The sequence below is a fragment of the Arthrobacter sp. AFG7.2 genome, assembly GCF_002892835.1.
Lineage (GTDB): Bacteria > Actinomycetota > Actinomycetes > Actinomycetales > Micrococcaceae > Arthrobacter.
Genome location: NZ_PJMB01000003.1, coordinates 337601 through 360349, shown reverse-complemented (window position 1 = coordinate 360349; position 22749 = coordinate 337601). Strand labels below are relative to the sequence as shown.

Sequence of the window (22749 nt, the reverse complement as noted above, 5' to 3'; positions counted from 1 at the left end):
CGTTACCTCGCAGGAAGCGGGGCGGAACGGGTCACGGGCCAGGCAGCCGGGCACCAGCCTCAGCTGCCCGCGCCAACCCATTCCACGGTGCCGTCGGCGAAGAACTGTTCTTTCCAAATGGGCACCTGTTCCTTGATCCTGTCCACCAGCTCTAAGCACACGGCAAAGGCCTGGCCACGGTGGGCTGCGGAGACGGCACACACCAGCGCGGGATCCCCGATCTCCAGCAGGCCAATCCGGTGCGCTGCCCAAATCCGCACCGGCTGGGGGGAGGAACCGGAGGCGGCGCCGTCCCCCTCCCCTGCCGCCTGCTGTTCCGCTGCAAGGCGCGCAACGACGTCGGCCATCACCTGGTGTGCCGTGGGGTGCGCGCTGTAGCTGAGGCGCTCAACCGCCTTGCCGCCGTCGTGGTTTCGCACAACGCCACTGAAGCTGACTACGGCGCCGGCGGTGTCACTTTCCACCGCAGCGATGGCCTGGTCAACGGAGATGGGCTCCGCGCTCAGGACGGCGTTGACTACCTCGAATGCTGCCTCAGTGCCCATGTCCGCCTTCCAACTGGTCGCAAAGATGCCCGATCACCGGGTCCAGGACGGTGAGCCCGTCCATCACGCCTTTCGGTGATCCGGGCAGGTTGATGATGAAGGTGCTGCCGGCCGCGCCTGCGTAACCGCGGCTGAGCGCAGCCAGCGGGGTCTTGGCGGCACCGGCACGGCGGACCGCTTCCATGACGCCGGGGATTTCGCGGTCCAGCAGCGGCAGCGTGACGTCCGGGGTCCGGTCGTCCGGGCTGAGGCCCGTGCCGCCGCTGGTGATGACGACGGCGGGGCGCTGGGTCAGGAGGGCGCGGAGGGCTGCGCCCACGGGTTCGCCGTCGGGAACCACCATGGCCGGGAAGACGTCAAAGCCGTGTTCAGTCAGCCAGTCGGTGATCACGGGGCCGGTCTCGTCGTCATAGATTCCGGCGGCGGCCCGGGTGGAGGCAATGACGACGCCGGCCTTCCGGCCCTGCACGTCGCCGTGGCGGTGGGGTTCGGGGGCGCTCAGGGTGCCGGGGCTGCTCATAACGTCCAGTCCCCGCTCTTGCCGCCGCTTTTGGCCAGCACCTTGATGTCATTCAGGATGGCGTGTTTGTCCACGGCCTTGATCATGTCGTACACGCTCAGAGCCGCGACGGAGGCTGCGGTGAGCGCTTCCATTTCAACGCCAGTGACGCCGCGGGTCTTGACCGTGGCCAGGATGGCGACGGACTCCGTTCCAAGCTCGAAGTCCACGGTGACCTTGGAGAGCGGCAGCGGATGGCACAGCGGTATCAGTTCGGGGGTCTTCTTGGCGGCCATGATGCCGGCAACCCTCGCCACGGCCAGAGCGTCCCCCTTGGGCAGACCGCCTGAACCAAGCAGCCCCATCACTTCGGCGGTGGTGTGGACGGTGGCGGTGGCAGTGGCCTCACGGGTGGTTTCTGCTTTGGCGGAGACGTCCACCATCTGGGCGCTGCCGTCCTGGCGCAGGTGCGTCAGCGCGGCCGGGGATTGTTCTGCATTCACAGCATCCATACTTCCACCTCCGCCCCTGCCGCGAGCGCGGCCGCTCCTTCCGGGACATGAACCAGCACGTTTGCGCCTGCGAGCGCGTGCATCAGATGTGAACTTTCCCCGCCGTTCAACTCAACTGTTCCGTCCGGCTTCAGGGTGCCGCGGCGGACCTGGTGCTTGTGCTCCGGAGAGGTCAGCGGCTGGCTGAGGCGGGCGCGGACTGGCAGGCGCGGCGCCGGCGTGCCCAGCAGCCCGGCGAGGACGGGGCGGAGGAACATTTCAAAGGACACCAGGCAACTGACAGGGTTCCCCGGGAACCCCAGGAAGGGCCGGCCTTCGAAGGTGCCGATCCCCTGCGGGCCCCCCGGCTGCATGGCCACATGCAGGAACTCGACCGGCTGGTCGGCCATCGCCTGCCGCACCACCTCGTACGCGCCCTTGCTGACCCCGCCGGTGGTGACGATCAGGTCCGTGCCGGCGCCCTCGCCCCGCAGCAACTGCCGGAGCCTGTCCGGGTTGTCCGTGGCAATGCCGGCACGGCGGACGCGCAATCCTGCCTGCGTCATGGCAGCTTCCAGGAGAGTTCCGTTGGAGTCGTAGATCTTGCCGGGCGGGAGCTGCCGGCCTGGCTCCACCACCTCGTCGCCGGTGGTGACCAGCAGGATTGAAACGGCCTGGCGGACAGTCACGTCCGGGATGCCGAGCGCTGCCAGGAGACCCAGCTGGGCCGGACCGAGGAAGGTGCCGGAGGCCAGCGCTGTCCCGCCGGCGTCCACGTCGCTGCCTGCCGCCCGGACGAACGTGCCGGGCGCGGCTGGCGGCAGCCACACGGTGGCGTTTTCGCTGGGTGGCAGGAAGCGGTCCGGGGCCGCCCGTTCAATAGGGACGACGGCGTCCGCCCCCGCTGGGAGCATCGCCCCGGTCATGATGGGAGCGGCGCTCCCAGGCTGAAGTGCGGCGGGACGTGCGCCCGCTGGGACGGGAGGCATAACGCGCAACTCCGCTCCGCCGTCGGGCACGTCAGCGGAACGGATGGCGTAGCCGTCCATTTGGGAGTTGGCGAAGGGCGGCAGGCTGATGGGGGCGAGGAGGTCGTGGACCAGTCCCCTGCCCAGCGCTTCGTGCAGGGGCAGCCGTTCGGTCCGCTCCGGTGACTGCAGTGGCTGCAGCAAGTTCGCGACGGCGGCGGCATGCTCAGCGACGGACCGTGCCTGATGCTTTGGCTGGTGCCGCTCGTGCCGGTCTGGCTCCGCGGACGTTCCACGAGGGTGCGGGCTGGCCATGGTTCCGCCTTCAGTTTGAGCCGTCAGGGTGTCACGTCCACTCTAATGGTGTGGAACCCCGTGGCTCCGTCCGGAGCGACAGGCCTGACCTGCCCGTCCTGCACCTCGCCGGCGAGGTCTGTGGCGCGGACCTGGACTTCGTACTGCCCCTCCGTCATGTCTACGCCCAGTTTCCACTGGTACCACGTGTCCGGCGAGATGCCCTCGGCCAGTTCCGTCCTCTGCCACGGCCCGCGGTTCACCCGGAGCTCCACTGTCCCGATGCCCGTGTGCTGCGCCCACGCAACACCTGCAAACATCAGGGTTCCGGCCTTCACCGGGCGCCCGGTCCGCGGTACGTCGATCCTCGACGAGATCTTGATGGGACCACGTTCCGACCAGCCCCGGGGGGTCCAGTAGGCGGTGTCGTCCGCGAATTTGGTGATGTTGAGCTCCGTGACCCACTTGGTTGCCGAGACGTAGCCATAGAGCCCCGGCACGACCAGCCGCACTGGGAAGCCATGCTCCAGGGGCAGTGGTTCGCCGTTCATTCCGACGGCGAGCAGCGCGTCCCTGCCGTCCTGCAGCACCTCAAGCGGCGTGCCGGCAGTCCAGCCGTCCACGCTCCTGGACACCACCATGTCTGCGCCTGGCTTAGGCCCTGCCAGTTCCAGCAGCTCTTGGACGGGCCAGCCCAGCCAGAGGGCGTTCCCGATGAGGTCGCCGCCCACGGTATTGGACACGCAGGCAATGGTGATGTGGCGTTCGGTCAAGGGCTTGGCCAGGAGATCGGTAAAGGTCAGCTCCACTTCCCTCTCCACCATCCCGGTGACTTTCAGGACCCACGTGGCAGGATCGACGACCGGCACCGTGAGTGCGGTGTCGATGCGGTAGAAATCCCCGTTCGGGGTGACCAGCGGTTGCATGCCGGCGAAACCCGCCTCGGCGCCTGCAGGTATGGCCGCTGCGGGTGAGGCGGGAGCCGGCAGGGTTATCCGGCTCCGGGCTTCGGTGGCGACGGCGGCCGCACCCCGCCATATTGCCGCCACCGCGCCACCCATCACGGTGAAAACGGCTCCACCTGCCAGCGCCTGGAGAAACCGGCGGCGGGCAGGCGCAGCACCGTTGGCCGGTTCCGGCGGGAGCGTCCTCCAATTCCCGAGTCTCCCGACCAGGAGCCTGAGTAGAATGCCGGCAGCAGCAGCGGTCAGGGCCGCCAGCAGTACTGCGGCGGCATTGGCCTGGGCACGCGTCAGAACGGCTGCCAGGCCCACCAGGCCAAAGACGCCAACCAGGGCAACACCGGCGAAACGCCTGCGGTACTCCATGGTTCCTGCCACCGCGCCCAGGACAGCAATCACCAGGGCCATTCCGGCCAGGAGTGCCACCTTGTCCGCGGTACCGAACAGCGCCACGGCCCAGTCCTTGACCCCGGGAGGAACCGCGTCGATGACGGCACCGCCAACAGCAGTTACGGGTGACAATGCTGGACTGAAGAAGCCTGCCAGGAGCTCCCCCAGCACTGCGGCGCTGCCTACCGCCACCATGCCTGCGGCTGCCGCCAGCCTGGCAGGGGGCCGGGGCAAGGGCGGACCCGGTGCCGGCTGCTGCGTCCATGGCGTCTGCTCTACGGGCGTGACCACCGCTGCCTGGCCCGGCAGCGAAGGCGGCGCCGGCTCCGGCACCGGCGCCCCGCCGTCGTGCCCTGCCTGCCCTGCCTGCCCTGGTCCGGAGCTGCTCACACCTCCAGCATAGATTCGCGGAGTACCTCCGCTGCCGCTCCTGCACGCATCTGCTGTTGTCATTCGCACTGCAATGGGTGTGATGCGCACCCCAAGGTGGCGTAGCCTGAATTCATGAGTGTCCAGCTAGGCATGCCGCAGCCACGGGAGGAAGCAGCCGCATCCCTGCCGTCAGTTCCGGCAGCCCGCCCCGCCGGCGCGCCAGCCGGGCTCGCGGACCGGTACGGTCGGCGGGCCACAGACATGAGGCTGTCGCTGACGGACAAATGCAACCTGCGCTGCACATATTGCATGCCCGCGGAAGGCCTGGAATGGCTCGCGAAGCAGGCGGTGATGTCTGCGGAGGAAATTGTCCGCATCGTGCGCATCGGTGTGGAGCAGTTGGGAGTCCGCGAACTGCGGCTGACGGGCGGCGAACCCTTGGTGCGCCACGACCTGGTGGACATCATCGCTGCCCTTCGCCGCAACCACCCGGATCTGCCGATCTCCATGACCACCAACGCTGTAGGCCTGGCGAAGAAGGCGGCGGCGTTGAAAGCTGCGGGGCTGACCCGCATCAATGTGTCTCTGGACTCCCTGCACGAGGAAACGTTCACCCAGTTGACCCGCCGGCCGTTCCTGAACCAGGTGCTGGCCGGTGTGGACGCCGCCTGGGCCGCAGGCCTTGGCCCTGTCAAGCTCAACGCAGTCCTGATGCGCGGCATCAACGATGTCGAGGCGCCTTCGCTGCTTGCCTGGGCGCTCGGACGCGGCTACGAACTGCGTTTCATCGAGCAGATGCCGCTGGACGCGGACCACGGCTGGACACGGCGGAACATGATCACAGCTGCCGAAATCCGTGAACTGCTTTCCTCGGAGTTTGTGCTCAACCCCGACCCCCGGGCACGGGACGGCGCCCCGGCGGAGCGTTTTGAAGTACGACGGCGGGCGGCCGGCTCCGCGGAAGCGTCCGGCCCTGTGCTGGGCACCGTGGGGATTATTGCCTCGGTCACGGAGCCATTCTGTTCAGACTGCCGCAGGACCAGGATTACGGCCGAGGGCAAAATCATGAGCTGCCTCTTCTCCCGGGAAGAATTCGACCTGCTGGGGCTCCTGCGTTCAGGAGCCGGTGACGATGCCCTTGCCCGGCGGTGGCAGGATGCGATGTGGATCAAACCTAAGGCTCACGGAATGGACCACGTGGGACTGGACGCTCCGGACTTCGTCCAGCCGGACCGCAGCATGAGCGCCATCGGGGGCTGAATCTCTTGAACGTACGATACTTCGCTGCCGCGCGCGCAGCGGCAGGCCAGGACGAAGAAACCTTTGACCTGCGGCCGGGCGCCACCGTTGCGGATCTGCTTGGAGCTGTTTTGTCCGTGCAGCGTCCTGAGCCTCCTGCCGGCACTCCCCCGCTTCCCCGCATCCTGTCCCGGAGCAGCTTCCTGCTCAATGAGGTGGCGGTGCGTGACCACTCAGTTGTGTTAAAAGCAGGCGATGTTGTGGACGTGCTACCTCCCTTCGCCGGGGGGTAGGGCACAAAACCGTACTCGTGGGCGTCGCTCAGCGCGGTCCGGCTGCATGAGGTCTGAATGTCAGACCCCCTTGCCATGATGGGTTGATGGGCAGCGAAGCGGTGGAGAAGGCGTTTGCGGATATCAAGGCTGCCCTTGCTGTGCTCAATGCTGAGGTGGACGGGTGTGGTTCGGAGCCGTTTTCGGCTGCTGATCCGTTGGCCGGGCTGGCGGATGGGACCCTGGACATTCTCGCCGGAGCCAAGGAGGCGGAAGCCGGGTTCGCAGGCTTGAAAGCCCGTGCTGCCGTGAAGTACGCCGACATAGCTCAAGCCCTGGCGCCGGACATGCCGGCGCGGGCGCAGGAGATGGCTGTCGCCGCGGAGGTCGGGTGTGTGCTGGCTCTCGGGCCGCGGGCCGCAAGCGCGTTCCTGGCCGCGTCGCAGGCCCTGGACAAGACCCTGCCGCTGACCCTCTCGGCCCTGCAGGCCGGGACAATCTCCTGGCAGCATGCCCTGGCCATCGTGGACGAGGCAGCCACCCTCGACCCGGCCGGAGCCGCGGCCCTGGAGGCCCACTTCCTGAACCCGGACACACCCAGGCCGGGAACGGCGGCAACGATCGGGGAAATACCCGCACACCGGCTCCGGCACAAAGCCCGCACCTGGCGCGAACGCCACCACGCAGAGTCCATCGAGAAACACCACACCAAAGCCGCGGCAGACCGGCGCGTCGAATGCCGGCCGGACCAGGACGGCATGGCCTGGCTCTCCGCCTACCTCCCCGCCGACCAGGCACTGGCAGGCTGGAACCGGCTCACCGCCCTCGCCCGAGCCGCACAAGGACCCGACGAGCCCCGCACCCTCACCCAACTCCGGGCCGACCACTTCGCCGCAGCAATCCTCACCAGCGGCACCAATGGCGGTACCAGTCGCGGGAGTGGTAACAGTTCCGGCGTCCATGCAGGGACCAGCTCCGGCAACCGGGCGGGTAACGGCTACGGCGGCTACGGCGACGGGGCAGGAAGCGGCGACGGGGCGGGTAGTACCGACGGGACGGGCGCAGGAACGGATCCCACCCCGTCGTCGACGATCCGGGCGCAGGTGCTCGTCACCGTGCCGGTGTTCGCCCTCATGGGCTTAACCGATGAGCCCGCCATGCTGGACGGGTTTGGCCCGATCCCGCCGTCCATGGCCCGCCAGCTGGTCGCGGACGGCGCCGATTCGTTCCACCGCGTGCTGGTGGACCCGCGTGACGGGGCGCCACTGGAAATCGGCCGGACCAGCTACCGGGTCACCAAAGCCATGCGGAACTGGCTCCGGCTGCGGGACGGTAAATGCCCCTTCCCCGGCTGCAACAACCACTCCCTGGACAACGAAGCAGACCATCTCCTCGCCTGGCACAAAGGCGGGACCACCGGAATCAGCAACCTCGGGCAACCATGCCCGAGACATCATCGGCTCCGGCATACCAGCGGCTGGAGACCCACTCCGGCCACCAAGGACCAACCGCCTGGCTGGATCTCACCCACCGGGCGGCACTACAAAAGCGAACACCAGGACTGGGAACCACCCCACTTGCCGGGATTTGTCCTGCCGACCTTGCCGCGGTTGAAACCGGAGGAGCATCAGCACGGGCAGGTCCGCGGCGTGCTGCCCTATCCGCCGATGCCCGCTGCCCAAACCTGCCCTGCCGAAGACCTCCTGCACCTGGAATTTCCAGTCGAGGATCCTCCAGCCGAGGAACCCGAGGATGAGAACCTCGTGAACCCGGACGACCTGCCGGCGGATGACGGACTGTGGGAGGACTTCTATGCCCTGCCGGCCATACTTGCCCAGGACCAGAGCATGCGCCGAGACCCGGCACTTACCTAGATTTTCAGCTGGCAGGGCACCGCTCAAGGCAACCTGCGGTGCAGCGCCGCCACGCTGTTGCTGTCTCTTAGACCTGCGCAAAGTGCAGGCCCATAGTCAACGGGCCCCAGTCCAAAGAGCCCGCGGTGCGAAAGGCTTCAGGAGTACCCGCTATTCCTTGAACAGCCCCGCGAGGTCTTCCGCCGTGATGGCGCCGCCCGCAAGGGCATCCCCTTCCATGACGTCGGAAAACAGCTGGGACTTGCGGGCCTTGAGCGCCATAACTTTTTCCTCGATGGTGTCCTTGGCCACGAGCCGGTAGACCATCACGTTCCTGGCCTGCCCGATCCGGTGGGTCCGGTCCACGGCCTGCGCCTCCGACGCGGGGTTCCACCAGGGATCCAGCAGGAACACGTAGTCGGCCTCGGTGAGGTTCAACCCAAATCCGCCGGCCTTCAGTGAAATCAGGAACACCGGAGCGCTGCCGTTCTTGAACTCGTTGACCACGTCGGCACGGTTGCGCGTGCCGCCGTCGAGGTAGCAGTACTCAATCTTCTCCTCGTCCAGCCGCTCCCGGACCTTCCCCAGGAACCCGGTGAACTGGCTGAAGATCAGGGCGCGGTGGCCTTCCGCCACCAGGTCCTCCAGCTGCTCGAACAGCACGTCGAGCTTGCTGGACCGCACGGCCGTCAACGCAGGGTCCACGAGAGAGGCGTCCAAACTGAGCTGGCGCAGCAGGGTGAGGGACTGGAAGATGGTGAACCGGTTCTTGTTCACGTCCTCGATCAGGCCCAGGATCTTCTGCCGTTCGCGCTGCAGGTGCGTCTGGTAGACCTTCTGGTGCCGCGGGTTCAGCACCACTTCCAGGATTTGCTCCTGCTTGGGCGGCAGGTCCTTGATGACCTGGTCCTTGGTGCGGCGCATCATGAGGGGGCGGACCCGACGGCGGAGCTTGTCCAGCTGCCCCTTGTCGCCGTTCTTTTCCACCGGCTTTTGGTAGTACTCGGCAAACCTCTTCGGACTGGAAAACAGCCCCGGTGCCACGATCGACGTGAGCGCCCAGAACTCCATGAGGTTGTTCTCCAGCGGCGTGCCTGTGATGGCGAGCTTGAAAGCGGCCGGCAGCTTCCGGGCGCACTGGTAGGCCTTGGACTGGTGGTTCTTCACGAACTGCGCCTCGTCCAGCACCAGGCCGGACCAGGTGCGGGACGCGTAGGCCTCGTAGTCGATCCGGAACAGCGCATAGGACGTGATGACTATGTCGGCGCCGGCCAGTGCTTCGGCCGGGGCCTGGTTGCTTTTGGCGAAGGTTTCGCTGACGGCGTGGACTTTCAGACCGGGAGCAAAACGCGCCGCTTCCGCTGCCCAGTTGCCCACGACGCTGGTAGGGGCGACCACCAAAAAGGGGGCGACGGCGTCGGGCTGGCTGATAGCGGCGGTGGCGCCGGTGGGGCTGTCACCGGTGTCGCGGGCGACGGCGTCGGGCCGGCTTGGTGCAGCATCTGCCGCAGCCAGCGAGAGTTCTTTGGCCGCGCACATCAGGGCGAGGGCCTGTACGGTCTTGCCGAGGCCCATGTCATCGGCGAGGATCCCGCCCAGGCTGTGCCGGTAGAGGAAGGTCAGCCAGTTGAAGCCTTCCAGCTGGTACGGGCGAAGCTCCGCGTTGAGGGTGGCCGGAAGCGGCAGTCCGTCCACGCCGCCTTCCAGGAGGCCGCCCACAGCGGAGCGCCAGGCCGCCGCCTGCTCGTCCACGATTCCCAGCTGGGCCAGTTCGTCCCACAGCCCGGCCTGGAACCGGCTGATCTGCAGGGGTGCGTCCTTATTGTCCTGCAGCGAGCGGGCTTCCTCGATCAGTGCCCGCAGCTGGTGCAGCTCGGGAAGGTCCAGGGAGAAGTAGGCGCCGCTGGGCAGCAGCATCTTGGTCTGGCCGGACGCCAGCGCGGAGAACACCGCGGCGAAGGACACCGGCTGGCCCTCCAGGGAGATCTGGATGCCGAGGTCGAACCAGTCGCGCTGCTCGGTGGCCTTGGTGGAGATGGACACCACCGGCGCTTCCTCGGCCTCCCGGTAGTCGGCGATCTCGCCAACGGTGTCCACCTCGACGTCCCGGGCTTCGCGCAGCCGGGGCAGGACTTCCTCGGTGAAGGCCAGGGTATCCAGGCCCTTAAGTTCCGCGGACGCAGCGAGGCGGGGAGTGCCCCAGCCGCCGGTCGCCGATTCGCCCAGGGCAGGAACCACGTCCCAGGGCTGGCCGATGCCCTCCAGGATGCGGGCCTCGGCGGTGTCATCGCGGTAGCCGTGGTCGCCGGGGTGCCGCCACAGCGGCTGCGCGGTGACCAGGTTTCCGCTCTTGTAGTGCCACTCCCAATGCAGCCGGACCCTGTGGTCAGCCCCGTAATTCGCCAGCAGGGACAGGGTGGGGACAGCCAGGGCGGGGAGCTCCACGGACTCGTCGCGGGCAGTGACCCGGGCAGTCTGCTTCAGCTTGGGATAAAAGCCCGTCAGGAAACGGGACTCATCCCTGGCCGGGATGTGCAGGGTACTGCCGGCCGTCACAAACGTCAGCAGCTCCTCGCTCAGGCCGTTCTCCAGCGGTGCCAGCGTGATGACCCCGTCCGGGTCCGGGACGCCGGGCAAAGCCGCCTCCCCGGCGGTGAAAAAGATGCCATGCGCGGGGCGGCCGATGGTACCCACAGAAGCTGGATCAATGTCCACACCCTCCACGGCGATGGTGGGCGAAAGCTCCAACCCGCCGTCGGACGCCTGGTCCTTGCCCGGTGCAGCCGGTTCAGCCGAAGCAGCCGAATCCGCCGCGGAAGGCTCACTCACCGGCGAGCCGTAACGGCTCAGGTTAAGGCCGACGGCGGCAGGTGACTCGGCGAGCCGGACCGGCTCGGTGCCGCGTGAGTGCACCAGCGCAAGGCCGATTTTTCGGGCATCGGCCAGCAGGCTCCACAGGTTCTTACCGGAATAGGAATTCAGGCCGAGCCAGAGGCCGGAAGAGTTGAACGACCGCCCGGCCGCGGCTGAATGCGCGGCCAGGAACTCCTGCATCCACTCCACGTGCGCGGGGTTGCACTCGCGCCGGAAGTTCAGGTAATTCAGCGTGTTCCAGGAGACATCCCCGCGGATCCACTTGCCCTTGGCGCCCATGATGACGGGCCGGGCTTTGAGCTGGCGGACGCTCCGCTGCGGATCACGCCGGCCGGTGTAGGAAAAGTGCGGGGCCGGTTCTTCAACCTCGAACTGGAGCGCCAGCGGAACACCGGTGGTGGAGGGGGTGGTTCCGGGCTGGGAAATCAGCGGGCTGAGGGCTTGCTCCCAGTCGGACAGGGCGGCGCCGGAAGGGTTGCGGGAGAGCTGGGTGGCCGTGGACGGCGTGAGCAGCTGGACCCGGATGGCCGGGCTGTCCTCGGCGGCGAAGAGCAACGCCGCCACATGCTTGCAGTCCTTGCGGACCGGACAGCTGCACACGCCCACAGTGCAGCTCCATCCGCCGCCTTTGCGGACCAGCTTGGCGGTGGTGGAGTAGGGCACGTCCGCTCCACCGCGGACCTTGCCCAGCATGAGCCCGGTGGCGGCGTCGAACGAAATGCCCGAGACGCGGCTTCCCATGGCATACGCCAGCCCCGCCGCCAGGGAACGGTCGTTAATGGCGGGAGTCTGTATTGCCAGTGCCGCACTCTCGTCCGGTTGGGATGGCATGGGTGCGCGCTACTTTCAGCAGGCCGCGGCAGAGCCCCGGCCGGTGGTTGGTTATCTGATCCATCTTAGTTCGCCGGAGGGGGAGGGCGTGCCGCCGCTACTGGCAAACCCGCCCGCCCCGCAAACTTCGCCGGACGTTCACTTCCTCCTCGGCGGCGCGTCGCCCCTGCCCACGTAGCGTGAAATCGTTCCGTGCTCCATCCGCCACAAGCCGTGAGGATTGCCATGATCACCAGCCAACAGCCCGTCGTCCTGACAAGCAGCAGCATCGAATCCAGCGACGAGGACGTCGTAGAGGCCAACGTCAGCGTCGTCGATGCCATGCATACCGCCCTGCTCCGCAGCGGGGAGATGTCTGCCGTCGCCGTCCGCAGCTACTACGTGGACTTCTATCTCACCCAGGTGCTGGAGGGTGGCTTTGCCCAGTACGTATTCACCGCCGGCGACCGCTCGGAGACTGACACCCTGATCCGTGAAGGTATGGCCGGAATGGGCGCCAACGCCCACCTTGACCTCTTCAACCGGTCCGTGTCCGCGTTCGACGGCCTCTCCGAAGGGGACGAGGAGCACTATCTCGACGGCGGCCTGGACGGACCGGAAGACACCCCCGACGCCGTCCTCCGGATGGAGGAGCTCGACGGCGAGTTTGAGGAGCTGCTGGAGCGGGAAAACATTACGGCCCTGAATGCAGCATGGCTGCGCGGACAGCCTGAACTGTTGGTACTCGACGACGTGGAGCTGGGCGCCTACATCGAGCGGCTCACGGCACAAATCCCGGACCTGCCGGCCCGCCAGGCACAGGTTGCCGCGGAAGCCCTGGAGGACGCCCCGGACTTTGAAATCATCATCCGTGAACTGTGCAGCGTGGCCGGATACGAACTCATCAGGGTCACCATGGGTGACCCCAACTTCGTGCACGACGGCGAAAAGACCCTGGCGTGGCACTTCTCCACGGATCACGGCGACTTCCTGATGGTCGAGGAGGACGACGAAGCCTTCATGATTAACCCCGAAACCCGGGAAATCGTGGCCGCCGTGGAGTTCGAAGAGGCTGACGAGATGATCGATGCCTAGGACGGCCGGTGCCCGGCTGGCTCCGGCCGGCCTGGCTACGTCAGCTGTACCCGGCTGACCGCGACGGCGCCTTCAAGGACCAGGCGGAACGCGCCGCCGTCGCTGGGAGTTGCAGCACGGGACGGCCTAGCACCGGACGGCCCAGCACCGGCAGGCGCAGTGCCGGAGCCCATCCGGATCTCGAGCTCACCCCGGAAGCCGGGGGTTATCCTGGCGCTGCCCACGGTGTTCCAGGTGTCCGCAGGGCCGGGCACCTGGACCCGGACGTTGCCGGCGGCTCCCCTGGCAGGGCCGGCAACCATGTCCAGCAGAACCGCGTGCCCGCCGTCCGCGGGGACTGCGTTCCAGCCCCGGTAGAGGGTCCAGCCCAGGCGGGCGGCATCAGCAGGGGCGATGGCCGTGCCGGCCAGCGGGGTTTCCGGCACCAGTGCAAGATTGTGGCAGGAGTCGAAATTTTCGGCGCGGAACCACTGGCCTGTCCGGCGGCCCGGTCCCGGGGTTCCCGGCACCTCGAGCGGTACTGCCAAGGGAAGGTCCTCGGCTGAGGCCCCCACCAGCAGCTGGTAGGTGCCCGGTTCCACGAGCAGCCTTTCCTCCACCACGCTGTACGTTGCCAACCGGTCCAGGGAAACAGTAACCCTCGCCGTGGCGGTGCCGCCTGCCGGAACCTCCACCCGCTGGTGTCCCACCAGCAGGCGGCGGGGGAATTCGAACCGGTGGCCGGGAGCAGACGCGTACACCTGCACGAGCTCAGCCGCCGCACGGCTGCCGGTGTTGCGCAGTTCCACCGTCAGTTCTGCCGAATCCGCACGCAAGGCTCCTTCGCCGGGCAGTTCCCGCAGGACCACCGACTCGTACCGGACCTGGCCGTAGGTCAGGCCGTGACCCAGGGCAAACAGCGGTTCCGCCCGGCTGTACAGGTAGGTGGAGCGTGACGTGATGATGTCGTAGTCAAGGATGCCGGCCAGGTCCTCATCCCTGCGGAACCAGGTCTGCGGCAGGCGTCCGGTGGGCCCGGTGTCGCCGCTCAGGATGTCGGCGACACCATTGCCCAGCTCCTGGCCGCCATGGGAGGTCCACACTACGGCCGGTGTATCCGCTAGCGCTCCCAGGGCGTAAGGGTAGGAGGACACGATGACCAGTACAGTGCGCGGGTTGGCCTCGCGCACGATGCGGACCAGCTCCTGATCGGCCAGCGGGAGTTCCAGCGTGTTGCGATCCAGCGTTTCCCGGCCGCCCAGGTGGGGATCGTTTCCCACCACCACGACGGCGGTGTGGGCAGCAGCCGCTGCCTGCCGGGCTGCCTCGTGGCCGGACGTGAGTGTGCGGAGCACGAAGCGGTCTGCGGTGCGGGCGTCGGGGACAAGGGCGGCGCTCGCCGTTCCGGTTTCCACCCGGACCCACTTCCTGGTCCCTATGTGCTGCAGCGCTGCCGTCCCGTCGGAAGAATAGTCCAGCCGGAACGTTTCCTGGACCACCCAGCCGCCCACGCGGTCAGCGGCGGCGCGAAGGTACCCGTCCCCGCTGTCCGTTACGAACTTCCCGGTCAGTGCCGATTGGAGCGTCAGCTCGCCCTTGCCCCAGTCCTTGAGGACAAACCGTTCCGCCTCACCCGGAACTGTGGCCTGCGTGGTGAGGACGGCCGTCCCGTCACCGCCCAGGTAACCTCCGGTCCGGACACTCCGCAGCGACACGACGTCCGCACCTTCCTCAATGGTGACGCCGGCACCCTCGTCCCCTCCGTAGCGGCGGGTGAGGCCCTCCGCAATGCTCACCTCGTCCTGGAGTGTTCCGCTGTACCAGTCGCTCAAGACCCGCGAGCCGAGGGTGCCAATGACGGCGATGCTTCCCGGGCTGCTGCCCAGCGGGAGGAGGCCTCCTTCGGGGTCGTTGCGGAGCACCACCACCGACTTAGCGGCAGCTTCCCGTGCCAGGCCGACGTGTGCCGGCGCGCCGATGACATCGGTTCCGATGGAGGCATAGGGGTCGCGGTCCGGAGTGAACTCGCCTGTCCTGGCCCGGAGTGTCAGCAGCCGCAGGACCGCCCGGTCAACGTCGGCTTCATTGATGAGCTGCTGCTTCAGCGCCTCCTGAAGGTAGCCGATGGACGGTGCCGGGTTGTCGCCGTCGTCCGTGAAGCTGTCCACACCGGCGTGCAGGGCAGCCGCGTAGGCTGCCGGGCCGTCGTCGAAATATTTCTCCGCCCGGAAAAGGGAGCCGGGGGCGCCGGCGTCCGTCACGATTGTCAAGGAATCGCCGTTGCGCCACTGCCGCAATTCGGACTGCACAAGGTCGGAGACGTGGGCGGGCCGGCCGTTCACCAGGTTGTAGGAGAGCATTACGGCCCCGGCCACGCCTTCCTCGATAGGAGAGCGGTACGCCGGGAGCTCATATTCATGAAGGACCCGGGGGCTGAGGTTGCTGGAGGTGACGTTCCTGTCCAGCTCGTTGTTGTAGGCCAGGAAGTGTTTGAGGGTGGGAACCGTCAGCCAGGTGTGAGGGTCCCGGCCCTTCAGCCCCCGGCAGTAGGCGCCCGCCAGCTCCGCCGTCAGGTGCGGGTCCTCTGAGAAGCCTTCCTCGTTCCGCCCCCACAGCGGATGCCGGAGCGGGTTCACCACCGGCGCCCAGGCGTTCAGGCCCACGGAGGAGTCCCCTGCCTTCTTCCCCCGAAGCTCGCGGCCCGTGGCCTCGCCCAGCCGCTCGATCAGGTCGGCGTCCCAGGTGGCAGCCATGCCCACAGGTTGCGGAAAGACGGTCGCCGGGCCCAGCCAGGCAACACCGTGCGCAGCCTCCGCCCCCGTGTGGAAAGGTGCCAGCCCCAGTTCGGGTACGGCCGGCGCGTGCTGGTGGAGCATGGCCACCTTCTGCTCCAGTGACAGGGAGCGGAGGATCCGGCGCGCCAGGTCTGCGGGCTGTCCGCCGGTGGCAGGTTCGCTGGCGTCGGCGGCAGAATCACGCGCATCACCGGCAGTGTCAACGGAAGGCAAGGCAAGGGCATCGGCTTGGTGGCGCACGGCAGTCCAATCAGCGGTTATCGAATCGCTTATACAAATTCTGGCGACCCCCAGTGTTGCATCCGCAATTGTGAGACGCAACACGTTTTGCCCTTGCCGGATGATGCGCTGGTGTCATACCCTGATCCAAGTCGAATCGGTTCGATGAATCATTGAATCTTCTCCCATTGGCTCACACAAAGGAGTGCTGTCATGCTCGGTTCCCCGGTAGACCCGTCCCAGGGTCGCCCCCACAAATCCGCCCGCCGCCTGCTCAACGAGGCATCATCCGCCGGCGTCAACCGCCGCTCCTTCCTCGGCATCCTCAGCGGGGCAGTATTCCTCGCGGCCGCCCCGGCTGCACTGACGGCGTGCTCCAGCGGCCCCGCGCCCCAGGCAGCCACTTCCGGGAGCCTGGCGGAAACGGTGGCCAAACTGGTGCCCGCCTACAAGCCGCTGGAGCTGGTCAAGCCTGACATCCCTTCGGTGAAGGGCTCCACGCCGGGCTTCACTAGCATTCCCTCCTCGCTGGTCAAATCCGTGCCCACGCCCCCCGGAAGCGGCGGAACCTACACCGCCATGACCCCCGCCTGGTGGGCTGTCCCGCCTGCACTGCCTGAGAACAGCTACTACAAGGCGGTCAACGAAAAGCTGGGCGCCACCATCAACTTCCAGGTCAATGACGGCAACGCGTACGCGGACAAGGTCCAGACCGTCCTGGCCTCACCCAAGGACGTTCCGGACTGGATGGTCATTCCCGGCTGGAACCTGCCGCCCCGGTTCGGGCAGGCGGCAGCCGGCGTTTTCCAGGACCTCTCCGAATTCATTGCCGGAGACAAGGTCAACAAGTATCCCAACCTCGCCAACATTCCGACGGCGGCGTGGAAGATGGGCTGCTTCGAAGGGGGCCTCTACGGGCTGCCTTATCCCGGTGCCCTGATTTCCGACGCCATCTTCTACCGCGCAGACCTCTTCGAGGAACTCGGTGTAAAGCCGCCCAAAAACGCCGACGAATACCGCACCCTGGCCAAGGAACTCACGGACGCGTCCAAGAACCGCTGGGGGTCCGAAGACGTCTGGACCGGCGCGCAGATCATGCACGGCGTTGTCCCCAAGTGGAAGGAAGTGGACGGCAAGCTGCAGAACAAGGTTGAAACCGAGGAGTACCGGGCGGCCCTGGAGTGGACCGCCAAACTGTTCGCCGACGGCTCGGTCCACCCCGACGCCGTGGCCGGCAACTCCCAGCAGTCCAAGCAGCGCTTCGAATCCGGAGCCTCCCTGATGGCCTCTGACGGCATGGGCTCCTGGCACGAGGCGCTGGCACGGGTCCTTCCGTCCAACCCGAAGTTCAACATGCAGCCCATGGACTACTTCGCCCCCGATGGCGGCAAGCCCACGCTGTTCCGTGCACAGCCGGCAGCGATCTTCAGCTTCATCAAGAAGGCCGACCCCAAGAAGGTGGAGGAGATGCTGGCGCTGGCCAACTTCATGGCCGCCCCGTTCGGCACCGAGGAGAACGTGCTGATCAACAACGGCGTGGAAGGCGTGCACTTCACCCGCGATGCCCAGGGCATCCCGAAGGCCACTGCCAAGGGCACCGAGGAGGTCACCAGCACCTACGCGTTCCTGGTGAACGCCCCGATCGTGAACTCCATGGTCCAATACCCGGGTCTCGTCCAGTCCCAGTCCGAGTGGGAGGCGCGCCAGGCCCCGAACGTCGTTGAAGATGCCTTCTTCGGCATGCAGATCCAGGAGCCGGCCAAATTCGGTTCGCTGTCCAAGCCGTTTGACGACCTCGCCAAGGACATCATCCGGGGACGCAAGAGCATGAAGGACCTCGACGCCGAACTCGCCAGCTGGAAGAGCAAGGGCGGCGACGAACTTCGCGACTTCTACGCCGGTTTCCTGGCCTAGGGGATGGCACGGATGAGCACTGGAACAGAGCGCACTGCGGCGCCGCGGCAGGAAGTTGCCACGCCGCACAGCGGGACGCTGGCAGGACGTACGACGACGGACCGCGGCGCGGGTGCCGGCGGTGCGGCTGGCAAGGGCCCGGCGGCCGGCACAACCGCCCCCACGCTGAGGCCCAAGGCCAACCTCAAGGTGCGGTTCAACCGGGACCGGTCCCTGGTGTTCATGGCGCTCCCGGCCGTCATCCTGCTGGCCGTCTTCGCGTACCTTCCCATGCTGGGCAACGTGGTGGCCTTCCAGGATTACTCCCCGTACATCGGGATCCCGGACAGCCCCTGGGTGGGGATGGAGAACTTCACCCGGGTGCTGGCTGACCCCGACTTCTGGCTCGCCGTGAAGAACACCCTGGTGATCACGGCATTCCAGCTGGTGTTCTTCTTCCCCATTCCCATCGCCCTGGCCATGCTGCTCAACTCCCTGGTCAATCCACGGCTTCGGGCCGCCATCCAGGCCGTGGTGTACCTGCCGCACTTCTTCTCCTGGGTCCTGGTGGTCTCGGTCTTCCAGCAGATCTTCGGCGGCGCCGGGCTGCTGAACCAGTCACTGCGCGCCAACGGCTGGCAGGCCGTAGACGTCATGACCAACCCGGACACCTTCCTGTTCCTGCTCACCTCCCAGGCCGTCTGGAAGGACGCAGGCTGGGGCATCATCGTGTTCCTGGCAGCCCTCAGCGCCATCGATCCCGCGCAGTACGAAGCAGCGGCCGTGGACGGGGCAAACCGGTGGAAGCGGATGTGGCACGTCACGCTTCCCGGCCTCCGCAGCGTCATTGTGCTGCTGCTGATCCTGCGGCTGGGGGACTCCCTGACGGTCGGCTTCGAGCAGATGATCCTGCAGCGGGACGCCGTCGGGGCCGAGGCCTCGGAAGTCCTGGACACCTTCGTGTACTACACCGGCGTGCAGAACGGCGACTGGAGCTACGCTGCCGCCGCCGGCCTCATCAAGGGCCTGGTGAGCCTGGCCCTGATCCTGACTGCCAACAAAGTTGCCCACATCTTCGGTGAGAGCGGTGTCTACTCCAAATGAGCACACTAACCAACAAGGCGCCCGTCGCCACCGGCCCCGCCAGGCCGCCCCGGCAGCCGCGCATCAAACCGGAACGCCCCATCTGGGACGAAGAACCCGGAGCCGTGGCGAAGGCGGGCAAGATCGTGGTGCTCGCCGTCGTCGTCCTTGCCGTCCTGGGGCCGCTGTACACCATCGTGCTGACCAGCATCTCCTCGCAGGCGACCATCACGCAGGCCGGCGGGCTGGTCCTGGTCCCGGGCGAGATCTCCTTCGCCGCGTACCAGCAGATCCTCAGCGGGGGCGTGGTCACTAAAGCGGTGCTGGTCAGCGTGGGTGTCACCGCCACCGGTACCGCCATCAGCATGGTGGTGTCCATCCTCTGCGCCTACGGACTCTCCCGGCCGGGCTCCTTCGCCCACACGCCCATCCTGTTCACCCTGCTGATCACCATGTTCTTCAGTGCCGGCATCATCCCGGCGTACCTGCTGGTGTCCGGGCTGGGCCTGATCAACACCTACTGGGCCCTCATCCTGCCCAGCTGCATCTCGGTGTTCAACATCATCATCCTCCGCGGCTTCTTTATGGGCATCGACCGGGGGATCCTGGACAGCGCCAGGATCGATGGGGCCAGCGAATGGCGCACCCTGACCCAGATTGTGCTGCCGATGTCCAAGGCCGTCACGGCCGTCATCGCGCTGTTCTACGGGGTGGGCTACTGGAACGCGTTCTTCAACGCCATCCTCTACATCAACGACAGCTCCATGAACCCGCTGCAGGTGGTGCTCCGGTCCTACGTGCTCCAGGGCGTCTCGGTTCCCGGCCAGGTGGATGTTGGAACCGGCGCGGCGGCCGGTCCGGCGCTTCAGATGGCCGTCATCGTACTCGCCATGATCCCCATCCTGATCGTGTACCCCTTTGTGCAGAAGCACTTCACCAAGGGCGTGATGATCGGCGCGGTCAAGGGATGAGCTGCCTGGTTCCGGTCAGCCCGGAGGCCTTAGCGGACCGCCGCGGTGGTGGTCCCCACGCTGAGGGTCGGGGCGATGAGCCGCAGCTCGGCAGGCTTGGCAAGGCTCAGCCGGTCCATCACCATCTCCACGGCGGCGCGGCCGATGTCCATCGCCGGGATGGACACCGCCGTCCACGGCCGGACGGCGGCTGTGGCCACATCGGCCGGAGCGATGACCACCACCGAGATGTCCTCCGGGACGGACAGGCCATGCGCAGCAAGGTTCTCGCGCAGGATAGGCAGGAGTCCCTCGTTGTGCACCAGGAGGGCAGTGACGGCATCGGGTCCGGAAAAGACCTTGTCCAGCGCCCGGGCCAGGTCCTTGGAATTCGCCTCGCAGGCAACCGCGACATGGGTGATTCCACCTTCCCGGCATGCCTCCTCGAAGCCCCTCAGGGCACGGTCCGCATAGGTGGCGTGCCGTCGCAGGGAGGCGGGCGGGGAGCCGATGAAGGCGATGCCGCGGTGGCCCGATTCCGCCAGGTGCCGCACAGCGGTACGGGAAGCGCCGGCGAAGTCGAAGTCAACGCAGCTGAGGCCGCGGGGATCGTCAGGCATGCCAATAAGCACCGCGGGCTTGTCCAGCTTGGCCAGCACGGGGATCCGGGGATCCCGGGCCTCGATGTCCATCATCACCAGCCCGTCCACCATGGACTGAGACGTCACCCGCTCGATGCTTCCGGCGTCATCCTGGGTCAGGAGGAGGACGTCCTGGTTGAACGTCCGGGCCGTGGTGACCACTGCGGTGACGAACTGCATCACCACGCCCACGTTGACGTCCGCCCGCAAAGGCACCACCAGTCCCAGCACATTGGACCGGCTGGAGGCCAGGGCGCGGGCACTGGACCGGGGGCTGTACTTGAGCCGACGCATCGCTGCTTCGACGATTTCCCGGGTTTCTTTCGATATGGGGCGGTTCCCGCTCATCACGTAGGACACGGTACTTGTGGAAACCCCGGCCTCTTTGGCCACGTCACTAATGGTGGCCGCAGTTGAAGCCTTTCGATTACTCATATCCATCATTTAACCAAGGAATTCCATGCATTCTCGAAGCCACGGCCTGAACGCCGTGACAGAGCAGGCCGGGTTGCTCTTCGGCGCCGACTACAACCCTGAGCAATGGCCGGAGGAAAGCTGGGCCGAGGACATCCGCCTCATGCAGCAGGCGGGCATTAACCTGGTGACCCTTGGCGTGTTCAGCTGGGCGCGGCTGCAGCCCACCGAGGGCACCTGGGACTTCGGCTGGCTGGACAGGATCCTTGCCCTGCTGGAGGAAGGCAACATCAAGGTCTGCCTGGCCACGCCCACCGCATCGCCGCCCCCCTGGCTGGGGCACCGCTATCCCAGCACCCTGCCCACGGACGCAGCCGGGACAACGCTGTGGTACGGATCGCGCAACCAGTTCTCGCCGTCGTCGGCCGTGTACCGCAATGCCGCCCGGCAGGTTACCGCAGCGCTGGCGGAGCGCTACGGCAAACACCCGGCCGTGGTGATGTGGCACGTGGGCAACGAGCTGGGACAGATCAGCTACGACGACGAAACGGCCGGCGCGTTCCGCACCTGGCTGCTGCGCCGCTACGGCTCCCTCGAGAACCTGAACTCAGCCTGGGGGACCACCTTCTGGAGCCAGGGCTACAGCACCTGGGAGGAGATCCTGCCGCCGCGGACGGCGCCGTACCTGCACAACCCCACCCAGGTCCTGGACTTCAAGCGCTTCACCTCCGAGTCACTGCTCAAGCTCTTCACCGCGGAACGCGACATCATCCGCCGGCACTCCCCGGATGTCCCGGTCACCACCAACCTCATGGGGTTCTTCCGCGGCGCTGACTACTTCAGCTTCGCGGGGGAGACGGACCTGGTAGGCAACAACTGGTACATGGATCCGGCCCAGCCGCAGACCTGGGAACTTGGCGCCCTCACCCACGACCTGTGCCGGGGACTCGCCGGGGGCCAACCGTGGCTCCTGATGGAATCCGCTGCCTCCGCCGTGAACTGGCGGCCCCACAACAGTGCCAAGGAACCCGGGGCGCTGCGGGTGGACTCGCTGTCCGCCCTGGCCAGGGGCTCGGACGGCATCTGCTTCTTCCAGTTCCGCCAGTCCGCCTTTGGGGCTGAACGGTTCCACTCGGCCGTGGTGCCGCTGGCGGGGGAGGACACGCGTGTGTTCCGGGAAGTCGCGGACCTCGGCTCCCGGCTGCAGGACCTGCGGCTCCTCGCCGGTACCCCCGCACCGTCCCGGATTGCCATCCTGTTCGACTGGAACAGCTGGTGGGCGGCGGAGTCCCCGGACTGCCCCACGGACCGGCTCGGCGTCCTGGACCAGCTGCAGGCCTACTACCGGCCGCTGCTGCGGCGCGGACTTTCCGTCGAAGTGGTGCACCCCTCCGCTGCGCTGGACCGTTTCGACATGGTCCTCGTCCCCAGCCTCTTCCTCCTGAAGGAAGACCACGCCGGGGCGCTGACCGGATGGGTGCACCGCGGCGGGACGGCCGTCGTCGGACCCTTCACCGGGGTGGCGGACAGTAACGGCCACCTCCGCCAGGGGCGTTTCCCGTCGGTCCTGGCTGACCTGCTGGGCGTCAGCGGAGAGGAATGGCGCCCGCTGGCCGGCGCGGTGGGCCTCGATGGTGCAGAGCGGGGTCCGGGCGGCGCTTCCCCCGGGTTCCCGGCCGGCCTCGAAGCCTCCGTCTGGTCCGAGGACCTGCGCCTCCACGGTGCCGGCGCTTCTGCCGTGGCCACGTTTGCCGCCGGAGCCCTGGCCGGACAACCGGCAGTCGTGCGCAACAGCCACGGCCGCGGCACCGCCTGGTACGCAGGCTGCGATCTGCCCGGCCCCGCGCTGGACAGCATCATCGGGACCGCCCTGGCGGCAGCCCGCATCACCTCACCGGTGGCAGGAACGCTGCCCGACGACGTCGAACTCGCCACCCGCGCCGGCTACCACTTCCTGCTGAACCACAGCCCGGAACCACGCACCGTGGCGCTCACCGAGCAGTCCGTGGACGTGCTCACCGGAGAGGCCCACGGGCCCCACCTGACCCTGGAACCGTACGGCGCCCTGGTCCTCAAAGACAGCTCTGCCCCTCTTGAGAACGGAAACTGAC

At 67.1% G+C, this 22749-nt stretch carries 16 protein-coding genes; 8 read left to right on the top strand and 8 right to left on the bottom strand.

The window, feature by feature from the left end; all coding sequences use genetic code 11:
* Positions 1 to 59: 59 nt before the first annotated feature.
* From CXX84_RS08115 to CXX84_RS08095, 5 genes are read right to left on the bottom strand one after another with little or no spacing between them, the layout of a single operon-like run.
* The gene (locus tag CXX84_RS08115) at positions 60 to 545 is read right to left on the bottom strand and encodes a molybdenum cofactor biosynthesis protein MoaE (RefSeq protein WP_102976181.1); all 486 of its coding nucleotides are present in this window, start codon (positions 543 to 545) and stop codon (positions 60 to 62) included.
* Positions 535 to 1065 (bottom strand): MogA/MoaB family molybdenum cofactor biosynthesis protein, encoded by a 531-nt coding sequence (locus tag CXX84_RS08110; protein WP_102976180.1) that lies wholly within the window; start codon positions 1063 to 1065, stop codon positions 535 to 537. The genes CXX84_RS08115 and CXX84_RS08110 overlap by 11 nt, the downstream gene beginning before the upstream one ends.
* The gene (gene moaC / locus CXX84_RS08105) at positions 1062 to 1556 is read right to left on the bottom strand and encodes a cyclic pyranopterin monophosphate synthase MoaC (protein WP_102976179.1); all 495 of its coding nucleotides are present in this window, start codon (positions 1554 to 1556) and stop codon (positions 1062 to 1064) included. Before moaC ends, CXX84_RS08110 begins: the two co-directional genes overlap by 4 nt.
* The gene (glp, locus tag CXX84_RS08100; protein WP_102976178.1) at positions 1544 to 2818 is read right to left on the bottom strand and encodes a gephyrin-like molybdotransferase Glp; all 1275 of its coding nucleotides are present in this window, start codon (positions 2816 to 2818) and stop codon (positions 1544 to 1546) included. The genes moaC and glp overlap by 13 nt, the downstream gene beginning before the upstream one ends.
* A gap of 23 nt (positions 2819 to 2841) precedes the next feature.
* Positions 2842 to 4344: a molybdopterin-dependent oxidoreductase gene (locus CXX84_RS08095; protein ID WP_102976266.1), complete on the bottom strand. Its 1503-nt coding sequence runs from the start codon at positions 4342 to 4344 to the stop codon at positions 2842 to 2844.
* A 309-nt stretch (positions 4345 to 4653) separates the two neighbouring features.
* Between CXX84_RS08095 and moaA the strand changes: the two genes are divergently transcribed.
* From moaA to CXX84_RS08080, 3 genes are all read left to right on the top strand, one after another.
* Positions 4654 to 5781 carry a GTP 3',8-cyclase MoaA gene (moaA, locus tag CXX84_RS08090; RefSeq protein ID WP_189337532.1) on the top strand — a complete coding sequence of 376 codons (1128 nt, stop codon included), beginning with the start codon at positions 4654 to 4656 and terminating at the stop codon, positions 5779 to 5781.
* A gap of 5 nt (positions 5782 to 5786) precedes the next feature.
* A complete protein-coding gene (locus CXX84_RS08085; protein ID WP_102976176.1) occupies positions 5787 to 6053 on the top strand; it encodes a MoaD/ThiS family protein in 267 nt (88 codons plus the stop codon).
* 86 nt (positions 6054 to 6139) lie between these two features.
* Positions 6140 to 7906 carry an HNH endonuclease signature motif containing protein gene (locus CXX84_RS08080; RefSeq protein WP_102976175.1) on the top strand — a complete coding sequence of 589 codons (1767 nt, stop codon included), beginning with the start codon at positions 6140 to 6142 and terminating at the stop codon, positions 7904 to 7906.
* A 150-nt stretch (positions 7907 to 8056) separates the two neighbouring features.
* Here CXX84_RS08080 and CXX84_RS08075 read toward each other — a convergent pair whose 3' ends face one another.
* Positions 8057 to 11590 (bottom strand): DEAD/DEAH box helicase, encoded by a 3534-nt coding sequence (locus tag CXX84_RS08075; protein ID WP_102976174.1) that lies wholly within the window; start codon positions 11588 to 11590, stop codon positions 8057 to 8059.
* A 225-nt stretch (positions 11591 to 11815) separates the two neighbouring features.
* On the opposite strand from CXX84_RS08075, the gene CXX84_RS08070 reads away from it, so the two are divergent.
* Positions 11816 to 12664: an exonuclease SbcCD subunit D C-terminal domain-containing protein gene (locus CXX84_RS08070; RefSeq protein ID WP_102976173.1), complete on the top strand. Its 849-nt coding sequence runs from the start codon at positions 11816 to 11818 to the stop codon at positions 12662 to 12664.
* Between the two features lie 35 nt (positions 12665 to 12699).
* Here the strand turns inward: CXX84_RS08070 and CXX84_RS08065 are convergent, their stop codons facing one another.
* On the bottom strand, positions 12700 to 15678 hold the full coding sequence (locus CXX84_RS08065) for a glycoside hydrolase family 3 C-terminal domain-containing protein (RefSeq protein ID WP_223253027.1): 2979 nt from the start codon (positions 15676 to 15678) through the stop codon (positions 12700 to 12702).
* Positions 15679 to 15870: 192 nt separating this feature from the next.
* On the opposite strand from CXX84_RS08065, the gene CXX84_RS08060 reads away from it, so the two are divergent.
* From CXX84_RS08060 to CXX84_RS08050, 3 genes are read left to right on the top strand one after another with little or no spacing between them, the layout of a single operon-like run.
* A complete protein-coding gene (locus CXX84_RS08060) occupies positions 15871 to 17571 on the top strand; it encodes an extracellular solute-binding protein (RefSeq protein ID WP_102976172.1) in 1701 nt (566 codons plus the stop codon).
* 12 nt (positions 17572 to 17583) lie between these two features.
* Positions 17584 to 18654, top strand: coding sequence for an ABC transporter permease (locus CXX84_RS08055; protein ID WP_411266200.1), 1071 nt, complete (start codon positions 17584 to 17586; stop codon positions 18652 to 18654).
* Positions 18651 to 19604: a carbohydrate ABC transporter permease gene (locus tag CXX84_RS08050; RefSeq protein WP_102976170.1), complete on the top strand. Its 954-nt coding sequence runs from the start codon at positions 18651 to 18653 to the stop codon at positions 19602 to 19604. Before CXX84_RS08055 ends, CXX84_RS08050 begins: the two co-directional genes overlap by 4 nt.
* Before the next feature lie 29 nt (positions 19605 to 19633).
* On the opposite strand, the gene CXX84_RS08045 is transcribed toward CXX84_RS08050, so the two are convergent.
* Positions 19634 to 20659: a LacI family DNA-binding transcriptional regulator gene (locus CXX84_RS08045; protein WP_102976264.1), complete on the bottom strand. Its 1026-nt coding sequence runs from the start codon at positions 20657 to 20659 to the stop codon at positions 19634 to 19636.
* Between the two features lie 25 nt (positions 20660 to 20684).
* Between CXX84_RS08045 and CXX84_RS08040 the strand changes: the two genes are divergently transcribed.
* Positions 20685 to 22748 (top strand): beta-galactosidase, encoded by a 2064-nt coding sequence (locus tag CXX84_RS08040; protein ID WP_102976169.1) that lies wholly within the window; start codon positions 20685 to 20687, stop codon positions 22746 to 22748.
* Position 22749 lies beyond the last annotated feature (1 nt).

Bases quoted from the DNA above. Each gene is read 5' to 3' on its own strand.
- CXX84_RS08075 (WP_102976174.1), bottom strand. From the start codon at position 11,590: ATGCCATCCCAACCGGACGAGAGTGCGGCACTGGCAATACAGACTCCC.
- CXX84_RS08060 (WP_102976172.1), top strand. From the start codon at position 15,871: ATGCTCGGTTCCCCGGTAGACCCGTCCCAGGGTCGCCCCCACAAATCC.
- glp (WP_102976178.1), bottom strand. From the start codon at position 2,818: ATGGCCAGCCCGCACCCTCGTGGAACGTCCGCGGAGCCAGACCGGCAC.
- CXX84_RS08045 (WP_102976264.1), bottom strand. From the start codon at position 20,659: ATGAGTAATCGAAAGGCTTCAACTGCGGCCACCATTAGTGACGTGGCC.
- CXX84_RS08055 (WP_411266200.1), top strand. From the start codon at position 17,584: ATGAGCACTGGAACAGAGCGCACTGCGGCGCCGCGGCAGGAAGTTGCC.
- CXX84_RS08040 (WP_102976169.1), top strand. From the start codon at position 20,685: ATGCATTCTCGAAGCCACGGCCTGAACGCCGTGACAGAGCAGGCCGGG.
- CXX84_RS08095 (WP_102976266.1), bottom strand. From the start codon at position 4,344: ATGGTGGCGGTAGGCAGCGCCGCAGTGCTGGGGGAGCTCCTGGCAGGC.
- CXX84_RS08070 (WP_102976173.1), top strand. From the start codon at position 11,816: ATGATCACCAGCCAACAGCCCGTCGTCCTGACAAGCAGCAGCATCGAA.
- CXX84_RS08050 (WP_102976170.1), top strand. From the start codon at position 18,651: ATGAGCACACTAACCAACAAGGCGCCCGTCGCCACCGGCCCCGCCAGG.
- moaC (WP_102976179.1), bottom strand. From the start codon at position 1,556: ATGGATGCTGTGAATGCAGAACAATCCCCGGCCGCGCTGACGCACCTG.
- CXX84_RS08080 (WP_102976175.1), top strand. From the start codon at position 6,140: ATGGGCAGCGAAGCGGTGGAGAAGGCGTTTGCGGATATCAAGGCTGCC.
- moaA (WP_189337532.1), top strand. From the start codon at position 4,654: ATGAGTGTCCAGCTAGGCATGCCGCAGCCACGGGAGGAAGCAGCCGCA.
- CXX84_RS08110 (WP_102976180.1), bottom strand. From the start codon at position 1,065: ATGAGCAGCCCCGGCACCCTGAGCGCCCCCGAACCCCACCGCCACGGC.
- CXX84_RS08115 (WP_102976181.1), bottom strand. From the start codon at position 545: ATGGGCACTGAGGCAGCATTCGAGGTAGTCAACGCCGTCCTGAGCGCG.